General features: G+C 73.0%; 16 protein-coding genes and 2 tRNA genes. 9 read left to right on the top strand and 9 right to left on the bottom strand.

Features of this window, described 5'->3' with window-relative positions; translation table 11 throughout:
* Positions 1–134: 134 nt before the first annotated feature.
* From ACWPXV_RS09345 to ACWPXV_RS09330, 4 genes are all read right to left on the bottom strand, one after another.
* Positions 135–839 (bottom strand): ATP-dependent Clp protease proteolytic subunit, encoded by a 705-nt coding sequence (locus ACWPXV_RS09345; RefSeq protein WP_454084982.1) that lies wholly within the window; start codon positions 837–839, stop codon positions 135–137.
* A 29-nt stretch (positions 840–868) separates the two neighbouring features.
* Positions 869–1,486, bottom strand: coding sequence for an ATP-dependent Clp protease proteolytic subunit (locus ACWPXV_RS09340; RefSeq protein WP_193311508.1), 618 nt, complete (start codon positions 1,484–1,486; stop codon positions 869–871).
* 193 nt (positions 1,487–1,679) lie between these two features.
* A complete protein-coding gene (gene tig / locus ACWPXV_RS09335; protein ID WP_454084981.1) occupies positions 1,680–3,161 on the bottom strand; it encodes a trigger factor in 1,482 nt (493 codons plus the stop codon).
* Between the two features lie 167 nt (positions 3,162–3,328).
* Positions 3,329–3,402 (bottom strand) — tRNA-Pro (locus ACWPXV_RS09330).
* 84 nt (positions 3,403–3,486) lie between these two features.
* Here ACWPXV_RS09330 and ACWPXV_RS09325 point away from each other — a divergent pair.
* Positions 3,487–3,560, top strand: a tRNA-Gly gene (locus ACWPXV_RS09325).
* A gap of 37 nt (positions 3,561–3,597) precedes the next feature.
* Positions 3,598–4,533 (top strand): alpha/beta fold hydrolase, encoded by a 936-nt coding sequence (locus tag ACWPXV_RS09320; RefSeq protein ID WP_454084980.1) that lies wholly within the window; start codon positions 3,598–3,600, stop codon positions 4,531–4,533.
* A 24-nt stretch (positions 4,534–4,557) separates the two neighbouring features.
* Here the strand turns inward: ACWPXV_RS09320 and rpmF are convergent, their stop codons facing one another.
* The gene (gene rpmF / locus ACWPXV_RS09315; protein WP_110853715.1) at positions 4,558–4,725 is read right to left on the bottom strand and encodes a 50S ribosomal protein L32; all 168 of its coding nucleotides are present in this window, start codon (positions 4,723–4,725) and stop codon (positions 4,558–4,560) included.
* 136 nt (positions 4,726–4,861) lie between these two features.
* On the opposite strand from rpmF, the gene ACWPXV_RS09310 reads away from it, so the two are divergent.
* From ACWPXV_RS09310 to epsC, 5 genes are all read left to right on the top strand, one after another.
* Positions 4,862–5,581 carry an IMPACT family protein gene (locus ACWPXV_RS09310; protein ID WP_454084979.1) on the top strand — a complete coding sequence of 240 codons (720 nt, stop codon included), beginning with the start codon at positions 4,862–4,864 and terminating at the stop codon, positions 5,579–5,581.
* A gap of 27 nt (positions 5,582–5,608) precedes the next feature.
* On the top strand, positions 5,609–5,968 hold the full coding sequence (locus tag ACWPXV_RS09305; RefSeq protein WP_454084978.1) for a GntR family transcriptional regulator: 360 nt from the start codon (positions 5,609–5,611) through the stop codon (positions 5,966–5,968).
* Complete coding sequence (locus ACWPXV_RS09300) at positions 5,965–6,975, top strand: DUF1648 domain-containing protein (protein ID WP_454084977.1); 1,011 nt, start codon at positions 5,965–5,967, stop codon at positions 6,973–6,975. Before ACWPXV_RS09305 ends, ACWPXV_RS09300 begins: the two co-directional genes overlap by 4 nt.
* 240 nt (positions 6,976–7,215) lie before the next feature.
* Positions 7,216–8,151, top strand: a complete 936-nt coding sequence (gene cysK / locus ACWPXV_RS09295; RefSeq protein WP_454084976.1) for a cysteine synthase A — start codon at positions 7,216–7,218, stop codon at positions 8,149–8,151.
* A 1-nt stretch (position 8,152) separates the two neighbouring features.
* On the top strand, positions 8,153–8,734 hold the full coding sequence (gene epsC, locus ACWPXV_RS09290) for a serine O-acetyltransferase EpsC (RefSeq protein ID WP_454084975.1): 582 nt from the start codon (positions 8,153–8,155) through the stop codon (positions 8,732–8,734).
* A gap of 105 nt (positions 8,735–8,839) precedes the next feature.
* On the opposite strand, the gene ACWPXV_RS09285 is transcribed toward epsC, so the two are convergent.
* Genes ACWPXV_RS09285 through ACWPXV_RS09275 form a run of 3 tightly spaced genes read right to left on the bottom strand, consistent with a single transcriptional unit; the run spans position 8,840 to position 10,605 of the window.
* A complete protein-coding gene (locus ACWPXV_RS09285) occupies positions 8,840–9,316 on the bottom strand; it encodes a nucleoside deaminase (RefSeq protein ID WP_454084974.1) in 477 nt (158 codons plus the stop codon).
* A gap of 46 nt (positions 9,317–9,362) precedes the next feature.
* The gene (locus ACWPXV_RS09280) at positions 9,363–10,286 is read right to left on the bottom strand and encodes an Fpg/Nei family DNA glycosylase (RefSeq protein WP_454084973.1); all 924 of its coding nucleotides are present in this window, start codon (positions 10,284–10,286) and stop codon (positions 9,363–9,365) included.
* Entirely contained in the window at positions 10,279–10,605 is a 327-nt protein-coding gene (locus ACWPXV_RS09275) for an MGMT family protein (protein WP_454084972.1), read from the bottom strand. The genes ACWPXV_RS09280 and ACWPXV_RS09275 overlap by 8 nt, the downstream gene beginning before the upstream one ends.
* Positions 10,606–10,656: 51 nt before the next feature.
* Here ACWPXV_RS09275 and ACWPXV_RS09270 point away from each other — a divergent pair, with 51 nt between their 5' ends.
* Positions 10,657–11,943 (top strand): GNAT family N-acetyltransferase, encoded by a 1,287-nt coding sequence (locus tag ACWPXV_RS09270; protein ID WP_454084971.1) that lies wholly within the window; start codon positions 10,657–10,659, stop codon positions 11,941–11,943.
* Between the two features lie 16 nt (positions 11,944–11,959).
* Here the strand turns inward: ACWPXV_RS09270 and ACWPXV_RS09265 are convergent, their stop codons facing one another.
* Positions 11,960–12,406 (bottom strand): ribose-5-phosphate isomerase, encoded by a 447-nt coding sequence (locus ACWPXV_RS09265; RefSeq protein WP_454084970.1) that lies wholly within the window; start codon positions 12,404–12,406, stop codon positions 11,960–11,962.
* An 85-nt stretch (positions 12,407–12,491) separates the two neighbouring features.
* On the opposite strand from ACWPXV_RS09265, the gene ACWPXV_RS09260 reads away from it, so the two are divergent.
* A complete protein-coding gene (locus ACWPXV_RS09260) occupies positions 12,492–14,492 on the top strand; it encodes a M13 family metallopeptidase (RefSeq protein WP_454084969.1) in 2,001 nt (666 codons plus the stop codon).
* The last annotated feature ends 29 nt before the right edge of the window (positions 14,493–14,521 follow it).

Here is a 14,521-nt window from a genome sequence, read left to right as displayed (position 1 = left end):
TGGGGTCACCGCCCATTGGACACCATGACGGGCCCGCGTGTCTTGTCACCGGGCCGTGGTGTGTCGAGCGATACGCGGACGTCGCCCGGACACGGGTCCGCCGACCGGGCAGGTGCCCGGCCGGCGGGGGTGGCTCACGCGGTGATCGCGGGAGCCTGTGCCTTGCGGGACTCGAGGACCTGGTCGACCAGGCCGTACTCGAGGGCCTCGGCGGCCGTGAGGATCTTGTCGCGCTCGACGTCCTCGCGCACCTGCTCGACCGGCGTGCCGGAGTGGAAGGCGATGGTCTCCTCGAGCCACTCGCGCATCCGCAGGATCTCGCGGGCCTGGATCTCGATGTCCGAGGCCTGGCCGTAGCCGCCGCCCTGGACCGCCGGCTGGTGGATCATGACGCGCGAGTTCGGCAGCGCCAGCCGCTTGCCGGGCGAGCCGGCCGCGAGCAGCACGGCCGCGGCGGAGGCCGCCTGGCCAAGGCAGACCGTCTGGATCTGCGGCTTGATGAACTGCATCGTGTCGTAGATCGCGGTGAGCGCCGTGAAGGAGCCACCGGGCGAGTTGATGTACAGCGTGATGAGGCCGTCGGGGTCCGCGCTCTCGAGGACGAGGAGCTGGGCCATGACGTCGTCGGCCGACGCGTCGTCGATCTGCACCCCGAGGAAGATGATGCGGTCCTCGAAGAGCTTGGTGTACGGGTCCTGGCGCTTGTACCCGTAGGCGGTGCGCTCCTCGTACTGGGGCAGCACGTACCGCGCGGACGGCGCGGCCGGTGCGAGACCTCCGGCGAGGGCGGAGCCGTCAAGGCGTCCGGCGCGGGCCATGAACTGGGATTCGATGCTCACTGATGCTCCTGGGTGGTCGTCGTGGTCCGCTACTTGCCGGTCGTCCCGCCGCCACCGGAGACGGAGGCAGCGGACTCGACGACGTGGTCGACGAAGCCGTACTCCATCGCCTCGGGCGCGGTGAACCAGCGGTCGCGGTCGGCGTCCCGGTTGATCTGCTCGACCGTCTTGCCGGTCTGCTCGGCGGTGATCTCGGCCAGCACGCGCTTCATGTGGAGGATGAGCTCGGCGTTGATCCGGATGTCGGTGGCGGTGCCGCCGATGCCGCCGGAGGGCTGGTGCATCATGACGCGGGCGTGGGGCGTGGCGTAGCGCTTGCCCTTGGCACCGGAGGAGAGGAGGAACTGCCCCATCGACGCGGCCATGCCCATGCCGACGGTCGCGACGTCCGGCTGGACGTACTGCATGGTGTCGTAGATGGCCATGCCGGCCGTCACCGAGCCACCCGGGGAGTTGATGTAGAGGAAGATGTCGCGCTCGGGGTCCTCCGCCGCGAGCAGGAGCATCTGGGCGCAGATGGCGTTGGCGTTGTCGTCACGCACCTCCGTGCCGAGCCAGATGATGCGCTCCCTGAGGAGACGCTGGTAGATCGAGTCGCTGAGGCCGAGGCTGTTGCCCTCGTGGGCACCTCGAGGCTGGTGGCTCACGTACACGCTCCCATTGGTCGTCCGGGGCACCGGCGGTCGTGGGGACCCGCCGTGCGGCGATGTTCTTAGGACACTAACCCCGCCTGCGGCTCATCTCTGCCGCCTCACGGGTGTTTTCGCTGTTGGCGCACCCGGCTGGTCCGGGTACGCCGCAGGGCGGCGCCGTGTCGGCACCGCCCTGCGGATGGTCGAGTCAGTCGGCGCTGGGCGCGGACTCCGCGCTGTCGGCCGAGTCGGCCGAGTCACCGCTGTCGGCCGAGTCGGCGCTGTCGCCGGAGTCGGCGCTGTCCGCGCTCTCCCCGGACTCGGCGCTCTCGGCGGCCGGCTCGGCGGCGTCCGCGACGGCGGCGGCCTCGGCGAGGGCCGCCGCGGCGTCGTCGTCGTCGGAGCCGATGAAGTCGCTGAGGTCGACGTCCTTGCCCTCGCCGTCGACGACCTTGATTTTGCGCAGCGCGACGGCCAGCGCCTTGTTGCGCGCGAGCTCACCGGCGAAGATCGGGATCTGGCCCGCCTGGCCGGCGGACTGGATGAACTCGTTGGGGTCCATGCCGTACTGGCGGGAGGTGGACAGGAGGAACTCGAGGAGCTCGTTCTGCCCGACCTGCACCTCCAGCGCCTGGGCCAGCTCGTCGAGGATGAACTGGTCGCGCATGGCCTTCTCGGTGTCCTCGCGGACCTCCTCGCCGTGCGGGTCGTCCTCGGGCTTGCCCTCGGCCTCGAGGTGCGCCTTGATCTCGGCGTCGACGGCGTTCTTCGGCAGCGGGAACTCGATCTCGCCGCGCAGGCGCTCGAGGAGCTGGTCGCGGGCGGCGACGGCGCGGTTGGAGTTCTGGTCCTTGCCGACCTGCTCGCGCAGGTCCGCACGCAGCTCGTCGATCGTGTCGAACTCGGAGGCGAGCTCGGCGAACTCGTCGTCGGCGGCGGGGAGCTCGCGCTCCTTGACGCTGTTGACGGTGACGGTGACCTCGGCCTCCTCACCGGCGCGCTCGCCACCCACGAGGGTGGTGGTGAAGGTGGTGCTCTCGCCGGCGGACAGGCCGGTGATGGCCTCGTCCATGCCCTCGAGCATCGTGCCGGCGCCGACCTGGTAGGACGTCCCGGTGACGGAGTCGACCTCCTCCTCGCCCACGGTCGCCTTGAGGTCGATGGAGACGAAGTCGCCGTCGGCGGCCGCGCGGTCCACGCCCACGAGGGTGCCGAAGCGCTCGCGCAGGGACTCTAGACGCTGCTCGACGTCCTCGTCGGTCACCTCGACGGAGTCGACGGTGATCTCGTAGGTGGACAGGTCGGGGAGGGCGATCTCGGGGCGCACGTCCACCTCGGCCGTGAAGGTGAGCTGGCCACCGACCGCGCCGGTGAGGTTGGGGACCTCGGTGACGTCGACCTCGGGCTGGCCGAGCGGCTTGATGCCGGTCTCGGCGACCGCGTCGCGGTACAGGCCCGGCAGCGCGTCGTTGACGGCGTGCTCGATGACGGCCGCACGGCCGACACGCTGGTCGATGATGCGGGCGGGGACCTTGCCCTTGCGGAACCCGGGCACGTTCACCTGCTCGGCGATGTGCGAGTAGGCGTGGTCGATGCTCGGCTTGAGCTCCTCGTACGACACCTCGACGGTGAGCTTGGCCCGGGTGGGCTCAAGGGTCTCGACGGCGCTCTTCACTGCGATGCTCTCCACTCTTCGGTTCCATGGGACGCCCCCGCGCGGGGGAAGTGCGGGTGCTGTGCGTGCGCGAACCGAGGCAGACGGACGTGCGCACAGGCGCGTTCCATCGTAGAGCACGGCTGCGGGGGCCCGCGACGGCGCAGGAGCCCGGCAGCGGTGACGTCCGCCGCACGCAGGGGTCGGGATGACAGGATTCGAACCTGCGACCTTCCGCTCCCAAAGCGGATGCGCTACCAAGCTGCGCTACATCCCGGTCGGCCGGTGGCCGCGAGCCGATTGTAGGGGACCCCGCTCGGCGCGTTACACTCGGGGCTGCACGCCGGGAGACCGGCGCGCTGCGGGTGTAGCTCAATGGTAGAGCCTCTGCCTTCCAAGCAGATGGTGCCAGTTCGATTCTGGTCACCCGCTCCACGCACCAGCGCAGGTGCGCCCCTCCAGGAGGTGGCCCGTGACCGCTCGCAGGCAGCTCGCAGTGGGCGCCGTCCTGGCCGCCGTCGCCGGCGGCGTCATCGCCGCGGCACGCCCGAGCAGTCCGCCGCTCCCCCGCCGCACCGGCACGTCGGCCGGCGGGATGGAGTTCCTCGTCCTGGGTGACGGCCCGCGGTCCCTGCTCAGCATCCCCGGCGGCCCCGGGAGCGACCTGCCCGAGGGCCTCATGGGCCGGCTCAACGAGCGCGAGCTGCGGCCCTACGTCGACGCCGGGTTCACCGTCTGGACCGTGACCCGGCCCAGGCACATGCCCCCGGGCCACACGGTCGCCGACATGGCCACCGACCACGCCCGCTTCGTCCGCGAGGAGATGGGCGGCACGGCCGACGTCGTGCTCGGGCAGTCCTACGGCGGCCTGGTCGCGCTGCACCTCGCCGCCGACCACGCCGACGTCGTGGGTGCGGTCGTCCTCGTCGGGGCGGCGGCCCGGGTCGAGGAGTGGGGCGCGGAGGTGGACGCCCGGTGGGCACGCCTGCGTGCCGAGGGCCGCGACGCGGAGGCCGGGGCGGTCTTCCTCGAGTACGTCCTGCCCGATCAGCGGCGCGCGCGGCTGCGCCGGGTCGCCGGCCACCTCACGGGCAGGCTCGTCACCGGGTCGGCCACGCCGCCGGGCGACCTGCTCGTCGAGGCCGACGCCGAGCGCACCTTCGACGGGTGGGAGGCCCTCGCACGGATCACCGCGCCGGTCCTGCTCCTCGCCGGCGAGGAGGACCGGTTCTTCTCCCTCGACACCGTCCGGGAGACCGCGGCGGGGATCGCCGGCAGCACCCTCGTCACATATCCGGGACGCGGCCACGTGGCGACGATCTCGAGCAGCGACGTGCCCCGCGACGTCCTCGTCTGGCTCGAGCAGCACGGGGCGGGAACGCGAGACGGCCGCCACCCCGAGGGGTGACGGCCGTCCACGCGTGAGTCGCGATCAGTCTGCGAACTCCAGGCCCTTCTGGTAGGCCTTCGCCAGGCGCCGGGGCACCTGGATCTCGCGGCCCTGGACGCGGACGGTCTGGAGCGTGGTGGGCTCCGCCTTCCACTGGGACCGGCGAGAGCGGGTGTTGCTACGGGACATCTTGCGCTTCGGAACTGCCATCTGCCCTGCCGCTCCTTTCGTGGTCGAGACGATTGCCGTCGTATAGCGTGCCACGGCGCAGGCGTCCGGGTCCAATGCCGGACGCTGCGGCCGGGTGTGACATTGCCCCCTCCGGGGCGTCCACAATGGCCACACCATGGATGTTCGCACCCTGACCGGCGGCGTGACCACCGCGACCGAGCTGGAGGTCCGCCGCTCGCGCTTCATCACGTGGCTGCGCCGCGCCGACGACGAGGCCGCGGCGCGCGCGCTGGTCGACGACGCGCGGCACGCCTTCCCCGACGCCCGGCACCACTGCTCCGCCTTCGTCGTCCGGGTTCCTGGGACGAACCTCGTCGAGCGGTCATCCGACGACGGCGAGCCGGCCGGCACCGCCGGCATGCCGATGCTCGAGGTGCTGCGCGGGAGCGGGCTGGTCGACCTCGCCGCCGTCGTGGTCCGCTACTTCGGCGGGGTCAAGCTCGGCACGGGCGGACTGGTACGTGCGTACTCCGACGCCGTCCGCTCGGCGCTCGAGGAGGCACCGGTGGTGGTGCAGCGCGAGAGCCGCCTCCACGCGGTCTCGCTCCCCCACGCCGACGCCGGCCGCGTGGAGTCCGAGCTGCGAGCGCTCGGCTTCGCCGTCGACGACGTCGCCTACGCCGAGCAGGTGACCCTCGTCCTGGCGACGAACGACGACGGCGCCCTCACCTCCGCGGTCGCGGGCCTCACCGGCGGCGTCGCCAAGGTGAGGCCGGCAGGGACGCGCGTGGTCGAGCTCCCGCATAGCCCTCCCGCCCCACCCATCGCGCCGAGCGGTGGGTTGTTCCCGGAACAACTCAGCGCTCGACGTGGAGGGGTCGGAGAGTTGTTCTAGTTGGGGTAGAGCAAGTAAGGTTGTGCCATGCTCATTCGGATCGACCCGTCCTCGGCGCTGCCGCTGTTCGAGCAGCTCGCCGGCCAGGTGCGCACCGCCGTCCTGCGCGGCGAGGTGGCCAGCGGCGAGCGGCTGCCGTCGGCGCGGGACCTCGCCGAGTCGCTCGACGTCAACCAGCACACGGTGCTCCACGCCTACCAGCTGCTCCGCGACGAGGGCCTCGTCGAGCTGCGCCGCGGGCGCGGCGCCGTCGTCACCGCCCACGCCGTCGAGCACTACGCGCCGCTGCTCGAGGCCGTGGCCACCGTCCGCCGCGAGGCGGGCCGTCTCGGCCTGCCGATGTCCGCCGTCGCCGCCCTGCTCAGCTCCACGGAGGAGACCTCATGACCCACCCCCTGCCCCACCGCCGCCGCGCCTGGGTGCTCGGCGTCCTCGTGCCGGCGCTCGTCACGGCGGCCGCCTGGCTCGTCGTCGTCCGCCTGCTCCCCCGCCTGCCCGACACCGTCGCGGTCCACTGGGGCCCCACGGGCGCGGTCGACCGCACCGGCTCGGTCGCCGAGCTCCTCGTGCCGATGGCCGTCATCAGCGGCCTGTCGCTGCTCGTCATGGCCGCCCTCTCCGTCCTCGCGGGCCGCCAGGCGATCACGCGCCGCCTCACGCTCGGCCTGGCTGTCGGGCTCTCGGTGCTGTTCGCCGGCATGACGCTGGCGAGCGTCGCCGCTCAGGTCGACGTCGCCTCGGCGACCGCTGCGGCCTCCCCCGACGGCTGGCTCGTCGCCAGCATCCTCGCTGCCCTGCTCCTCGGGGCGGTGGCGGGCGCGTCGGCCGGCGCCGACCCGGCCCTGCCCGCGACCGGTTCACTCGCCGAGGGCGCCCCCACCGCGGACCTGCCCGAGGGGCAGCGCGCCGTGTGGGTCCGCGGCGTCGCGGGCCTGGGCACCACGGTCACCTGGGTGGTTGTCGCCGTCGGCGCGGTGGGCGGCGTGGCCCTGTGGCTCCTCGGGGACACGCTGGTCCCCCTCGTCGTCGCGGTCCCGCTGCTCGTCCTCGTCCTCACCATGACGACGTGGCAGGTCCAGGTCGACGCGCGCGGGCTCACCGCCCGCGGCACCTTCGGCTGGCCCCGGATCCACGTCCCAGCCGGTGAGGTGGAGCGCGCCGACGTCACCACGGTGCGGCCCTTCCCCGAGTTCGGCGGCTGGGGACTGCGCACGAACGTGTCGGGGACGGTCGGCGTCGTCATCCGCTCCGGTGAGGCGGTCGCCGTCGAGCGTTCCGGCGGGCGGCGGCTCGTCGTCACCGTCGACGACGCCGCGTCGGGTGCCGCACTCCTCAACACCTACGCCGCCCGCGCCCGCCGGCAGGCCCCCGCCCGCGATACGACCACCGATTGATCGGCCCGATGGCCTGGTTTAGGGTTCAAGGAACGCAGGCCGGCACGTCGACCGGCCCGGCAGCAGTGAGAGGAGATGCCGCAGCCGTGCTCGTGCTCGCCGCCCCCGCCTCCTCCCGCTGCCAGCGCTGTCCGTAGAGCGCCCGGCTCCAACCGTGCGGCCTGCCGCATGCCCGGCGCTCCCCAGCCACCAGAGTCGGTGGCGCCCCTGCCCCGAACCTCCCGAAGTGAAGGAAGTCCCATGGCACGTATCTACGACGACGTCACCGCCCTCATCGGCCGCACCCCGCTCGTGCGCCTCAACCGCGTCACCGAGGGCCTGGGCGCCACCGTCCTGGCCAAGCTCGAGTTCTACAACCCCGCCAGCTCCGTCAAGGACCGCATCGGCGTCTCGATCGTCAACGCCGCCGAGCAGTCCGGTGCGCTGCCCCCCGGCGGCACGATCGTCGAGGCGACCTCGGGCAACACCGGCATCGCCCTGGCGATGGTCGGCGCCGCCCGTGGCTACAACGTCGTCCTCGCCATGCCCGAGACGATGAGCCGCGAGCGCCGCGCGCTGCTGCGCGCCTTCGGTGCCGAGCTCGTCCTCACCCCCGGCTCCGAGGGCATGAAGGGCGCCGTCAGCAAGGCCGAGGAGATCGCCGCGGAGCGCAAGGGCGCCGTCCTCGCCCGCCAGTTCGCCAACGAGGCCAACCCCGCCATCCACCGCCAGACCACCGCCGAGGAGGTCTGGAACGACACCGACGGCGAGGTCGACTACTTCGTCGCGGGCATCGGCACCGGCGGGACCATCACCGGCGTGGGCCAGGTCCTCAAGGAGCGCAAGCCCGGGGTCAAGATCATCGCCGTCGAGCCGGCCGAGTCGCCGATCCTCAACGGCGGGCAGCCCGGCCCGCACAAGATCCAGGGCATCGGCGCGAACTTCGTCCCCGAGATCCTCGACACCTCCGTCTACGACGAGGTCATCGACGTCAACGCCGAGCAGTCCGTGGAGATGGCCCGCCGGCTCACGGCCGAGGAGGGCATCTTCGTCGGCATCTCCTCCGGCGCCGCCGTGACCGCCGCGCTCGAGATCGCCGCCCGCCCGGAGGCCGAGGGCAAGACGATCGTCGTCGTCATCCCGAGCTTCGGCGAGCGCTACCTCTCGACGCCGCTCTACAGCGAGTTCGCCGACTGACGTGCACAACTCCCACATCCGCTTCTGGGTCCTCCTCCGGGAGGACCTCGAGGCTGCGCGCCGCGGTGACCCCGCGGCGCGCAGCCTCGCAGAGGTGGCGCTCGGCTACCCGGGGGTCCACGCACTGTGGGCCCACCGGGTCTGCCACCGGATGTGGCACGCCGGTCCCCTCGGCAAGCTGCCGGCGCGCCTGCTGTCCCAGCTCGTGCGCGCCCTCACCGGCGTCGAGATCCACCCGGCGGCCGTCCTCGGCCGCCGCCTGTTCATCGACCACGGGATGGGCGTCGTCATCGGCGAGACCTCCCGGGTGGGCGACGACGTCGTCCTCTTCCACGGCACCACCCTCGGTGGCCGCTCGATGACGCGCGGCAAGCGGCACCCCACGATCGGCAACCGCGTCGTCATCGGCGCCGGCGCGAAGGTGCTCGGCCCGATCAGCGTGGGCGACGACGCCCAGATCGGCGCCAACGCCGTCGTTGTCAAGGACGTGCCGGCGGGTGCGGTCGCGGTCGGAGTGCCCGGCCGCGTCCGCGAGAACCCCCCGGAGATCGACCCCTACGCCGATCCCGCGCTGTTCATCTGAGCCGACTCCCGCCGCACCGCGCCCAGGGTCCGGCAATGGCCCGGCTGAAGGCCGCCTCGGAGCGGTAGCCGAGCTCAGCGGCGAGCGCGGTGGGCTAGCCGGGCGTCAGTACGGCGTCCGGTCCGCCCGGCCCTCCCAGGCGAGGAAGGGCCGGGTAGCCGCGGGCACCGACTGCCGCACCACGGGCAGCAGCTCCCGGTGCGCCGGGTCGGTGAAGTAGTCGTGGAAGGCGGCGTCGTCGAAGCCGGCGCGCGCGGCGTCGTGGCGGTCGGCGGCGTAGTAGACCGCGTCGACGCGTGCCCACAGGGCCACCGCGACACACATGGGGCAGGGTTCGCAGCTCGCGTAGACGACCGCGCCGTCAAGCGCGACCGAACGCGTCGCGGCGCACGCGCGTCGGACGGCGACGACCTCCGCGTGGGCCGTCGGGTCACTGGTCGGCACCACGCGGTTGACCCCCTCGAAGCGCCGGCCGTCGGGCAGGACGACGACGGCGGCGAAGGGCCCGCCGTCGTGGGCGACGTTGCGCTCGGCCCGCGCCACGACGGCGGTCAGCTCGGTGGTGACAGTCTCCTCGTCCATGCCCCCGATGCTGCCCCCGGTCGCGCGCCCGCCGCGAGTGTTTTCGTCAGGCGGCGGCCGAGGGCCGGCGCTGCTCCCGCGGGCACCAGAAGACCCGCCGACCGGCCATCTCGTCCTCGGCGACCTTGCTCCCACACCGCAGGCAGGGGCGCCCCTCACGGTGGTAGACGTACCAGCGGTCCTCGTCCACCTCGCGGTCCTCCGGCTCGGTCGTGACGATCCGGCCGGTGGCCACGCCGTCGGACATGAGCGTGACCAGGTCGGCCCACATCTCCCGCAGCCGCGGCGCGGCGACGGTCCGGCCGAGCTTGCGAGGGTGCAGCCGGGCCCGGTAGAGCGCCTCGGCGCGGTAGATGTTGCCGACGCCGGCGATGACGGACTGGTCCATGAGCAGCTCGCCCACCGGCCGCGCCCGGCGGCGCACGTTGGCGACGAACTGCTCGACGTCCCCGTCCGCCCGCAGCGGGTCGGGACCCAGCCGGGCGTGCACGGCGTCCTTCTCCTGCGGCGTCACCACCTCGCAGGCGGTCGGGCCGGTGAGGTCGGCGACGCCGTGCTCCCCCAGCAGCCGCACCCGCACGGCGCCCCGCGGCTCGGGCACCGTCCACTCCGCCGGCGACAGCGCCTGGGCGCCGCCGTCCCCCACGGGTGTCTCCTCCTCCGCGACCCGCCGCCGGGGCGCGCCGATGGCGTGCGGTGCGTGGAAGGTGGTGTCGCCGGCGAAGGTCCACGAGCCGTACAGCCCCAGGTGCACCCGCAGCCAGCGGAAGTCCTCGGGCGCCTCACCGTCCTGCGCGAAGCCGAGGAAGAGGTGCTTGCCGTGGGCGTCGGTCGCCGCCAGGCGCCGTCCGTCGAGCAGCTCGGCGCCCGCGGCGAAGCGCCCCTGCGGTGAGGTGACCTCCAGGCGCTCGCCGTGGAGCAGCTCGTCGAAGGCGAGCGCGAGGCGGTGGATCGAGTGGCCTTCAGGCATGGGGGTCCTCCACGGGGTCCCACAGGGCGCGGGTGAGGTCGACGGAGCCGCCGGGTCGCCGTGGTGTCCCCTCGCTGCGGTAGTGCTCGGCGGCGCGGGCGCTGAGCTGCTCGGGCAGGGAGCCGTCGGCGCGGACCACCCGCCACCAGGCGACGGAGCTGCCCTCGCGGGACATGACGGCGCCGACCGACCGCGCCGAGCCTCGGCCGGTGCGGGCGCGGGCGGCCTCCGCGACGAGGCCGTACGTCGTGGCACGGCCGGGCGGGACGTCGTCGGCGATGTCGAGGACGAGCTCGCTCCAGTCGGTCACGCCGGTCATTGTCCCAAAATCCGCTCGCGACGCCGTCCGGGCCGCTGACATGCTCTGCCCGTGACCTTCACCGACCCGCCCGAGACCCCGCTGCCGTCCGGATACCGCCTGGCCGAGCTCGACGACGTCGCCGACCGCGAGGCCATGCGCGAGATCGACCGCTGGGCCTTCGCCTTCGACCTCAACCCCGAGGACGAGCCCGCCGACGTGTGGAACCTCGAGCCCGGCCGGAGCGTCGGCGTGTGGCACGACGGGCCGCGCGGCACCACGCTCGCGGCGATGCACTCCTCCTTCGCCTTCCGGGTCCAGGTGCCGGGCGGCAAGCGCCTACCGGCCGCCGGCCTCACGTGGGTCGGTGTGCACCCCGGCCACCGCCGGCGGGGACTGAGCCGGGCGATGCTCCACGCGCACCTGCGTCGCTCCCGCGAGCGCGGGGAGGTCCTCTCCGTGCTCAACGCCGCCGAGAGCGGCATCTACGGGCGCTACGGCTACGGGATCGCCTCCCACCGCGTGTCCCTCTCGCTGTCCCGCGGCGCCGGCCTCCGGGCGGTGGCGGGCGCCGACGCGCTCGTCGTCGAGCTCGAGAACCTCGACCCCGCGTACCACGGCCCCGAGGTCGTCGAGCGTGTCCACGGTGCCGTCGTGCGGCCCGGGTGGATCACCCGGGACACCCCGGAGCTGCGGGCCGCGCACCTCGTCGACTGGCCCTCCGCGCGCCGCGGCGCCGAGCGCAAGCGCATCGCCGTCGTCCGGGACCCCTCGGGCGAGCCGCGCGGCTACGCCGTCCTGCGTCGCAAGGAGAGCTGGGGCGAGGAGAACCTGCCCACGGGCACCGTCAGCGTCCACGACGCCCTCGCCCTCGACCCCGCCGCCTCCCGGGCGCTGTGGTCCACGCTCCTCGACCTCGACCTCATGGGGCAGGTCAAGGCCCACAACCTCGCCCCCGACGACGCCCTCCTCGGGCTGCTCACCGAGCTGCGCGGCATCGAGCGTCGGGTCCACGACGACGTCTGGGTCCGCATCCTCGACGTGCCGGCGGCGCTGGAGGCACGGGCCTACCCGGCCGCCGTCGACGTCGTCCTCGAGGTCGACGACCCGCTCGTGCCCGACAACGCCGGCCGCTGGCACGTGCGCGGCGGCCCCGACGGCGCCGAGGTCACCCGGACCGACGAGCCGGCCGAGCTCGCGCTCGGCATCGCCGACCTCGGGGCGGTGTACCTCGGGGCGACGTCGATCGCCGCCCTCGCCGCGGCGGGCCGGGCCACCGAGCTCGTGCCCGGCACCCTCGTGCCCGCGGCGACGGCGTTCGCGTGGCCCGTCGCCGCGTCGACCGGCTGGGGCTTCTAGGAGGAGGGGGCCCGCCTCAGCGCTGCTCGTACTCCGCGAGCTGGTCGATGCGGCGCTGGTGGCGGGCCTCGCCGGAGAAGGGCTCGGCGACGAAGGCCTCGACCATGGCGACGGCGTCGTCGACCGAGTGCTTGCGAGCGCCGAGGGACAGGACGTTGGCGTCGTTGTGGGTGCGCGCGAGCGTCGCGGTGTCCAGGTCCCACGCGAGCGCGGCGCGCACGCCGCGGACCTTGTTCGCGGCGATCTGCTCGCCGTTCCCGGAGCCGCCCAGCACGATCCCCAGGCTGCCCGGCTCGGCGACGACGGCCTCCCCGGCCGCGAAGCAGAACGACGGGTAGTCGTCCTGGGCGTCGTAGGTGTGGGCCCCGTGGTCGACGACGTCGTGGCCCCCGGCGGTGAGGTGCTCGACGAGGGCGACCTTGAGCTCGAACCCGGCGTGGTCGGCGGCGATGTGGATGCGCATGGTCCCTATCTTGCCGTGTCCCGCGACCGCTGCGGACGACGATCTCAGCCCGCGCCGGCTGCGGCCCCTCCCGTATCGTCGGACCATGACGACTGACGAGACCACCACGTCGATGTCGTTCGAGCAGGCCATGGACACGACCGTGCGGCCGCAGGACGACCTCTACCGCCACATCAACGGGACCTACCTCCGCGAGCACGAGATCCCGGCCGACCGCGCTCGCGACGGCGCCTTCATGGTGCTGCGCGACCTGTCCGAGCAGCGGGTGCGCGAGATCATCGCCGACGCGGCCGCCGCGGAGGACGCGACGGGCGAGGCCAAGCAGGTCGGCGACCTGTTCGCCTCGTTCATGGCCGAGGAGCGCATCGAGGCGCTCGGGACGGGGCCGCTCCAGCCGGACCTCGAGCTGTTCACCGCCGCCCGCGACAAGGAGTCGCTCGCCCGCGCGATGGGCACGCTCGCCTCCACGGGGGTGGGCGGCGCCGTCGCGCTCTTCGTCGACACCGACTTCAACGACCCCGACAGCTACCGCGTCTTCCTGTGGCAGAGCGGGCTGGGCCTGCCCGACGAGTCCTACTACCGCGAGGACGCCCACGCCGAGACCCGCGCCGCCTACCTCGCGCACGTCGCCGCGATGCTCGAGCTCTCCGGGCTCGTCACCGCCGACGAGGCGATGGGCGCGGCGCAGCGCGTCATGGACGTCGAGACCCGCCTGGCCGCCGGCCACTGGGACAAGGTCCGCTCCCGCGAGGCGGACCAGATCAACAACCCCCGCACGTGGGCCGAGGTCCTCGACTCCGCTCCCGGCTTCCCCTGGGACCTGTGGCGCGAGTCGCTCAACCTGCCCGCGGGCGCCGTCGACTCCACCATCGTCGGGATGCCCTCCTTCCTCACCCACTTCGCCGCGGCGTGGGAGGAGCTGGACGTCGACTCGCTGCGGATGTGGCTGCTGTGGCACGTCGTCTCCGCCCGCTCGCCGTACCTGCCGGCCGCCTTCGTCGAGGAGCACTTCGACTTCTACGGCCGCACCCTCACCGGCGCGCCGGAGATGCGCGAGCGCTGGAAGCGGGGCGTCGCGCTCGTCGAGGGCGCCCTGGGCGAGGCCGTGGGCAAGATCTACGTCGAGCGCCACTTCCCGCCCGAGCACAAGGCCCGGATGCAAAAGCTCGTCGACAACCTCATCGAGGCCTACCGGCAGTCGATCACCGAGCTGGACTGGATGGGCGAGGAGACCAAGGAGCGCGCGCTGGAGAAGCTCGCCGCCTTCACGCCGAAGATCGGCTACCCCGACAAGTGGCGCGACTACTCCACCCTCGAGACGGACCCGACCGACCTGCTCGGCAACGTCCGTCGCGCCGAGCTCTTCGAGACCGCGCGCAACCTCGCCAAGCTCGGTGAGCCCATGGACCGCGACGAGTGGTTCATGCCGCCGCAGATGGTCAACGCCTACTACAACCCGACGATGAACGAGATCGTCTTCCCGGCCGCCATCCTGCAGCCCCCGTTCTTCGACGTCGACGCCGACGACGCGTGGAACTACGGCGGCATCGGCTCGGTCATCGGGCATGAGATTGGCCACGGCTTCGACGACCAGGGCAGCAAGTACGACGGCACTGGCCGCCTGCACGACTGGTGGACCGAGCAGGACCGCACCGAGTTCGAGGCCCGCACCACGGCCCTCATCGCCCAGTACGACGCCTTCTCCCCCGCCCAGCTGGACGGCTCGCACCACGTCAACGGCGCCCTGACGATCGGGGAGAACATCGGCGACCTCGGCGGGCTGTCGATCGCGATCAAGGCCTACGAGATCGCGCTGCGCAAGCAGGGCCTGTCCGGCCTGGAGGATGCTCCGGTGGTGGACGGGCTCACCGGCCTGCAGCGAATCTTCTTCTCGTGGGGCCGCATCTGGCAGCAGAAGGCGCGCGACGCCGAGGTGGTCCGGCTGCTGTCGATCGACCCGCACTCCCCCAACGAGTTCCGCTGCAACGGGGTGGTGCGCAACCTCGACGCCTTCGTCGAGGCCTTCGACGTCGAGCGCACCGACGCGCTGTACCTCCCGCCCGAGGAGCGCGTGCGCATCTGGTGACTCGCTGAGGACGAGGGCCGCCCGGGACA

The organism is Georgenia sp. Marseille-Q6866 (assembly GCF_965111665.1).
Note: the sequence above shows the minus strand (reverse complement) of the source record. Positions and strands in the feature narration are given on the sequence as shown.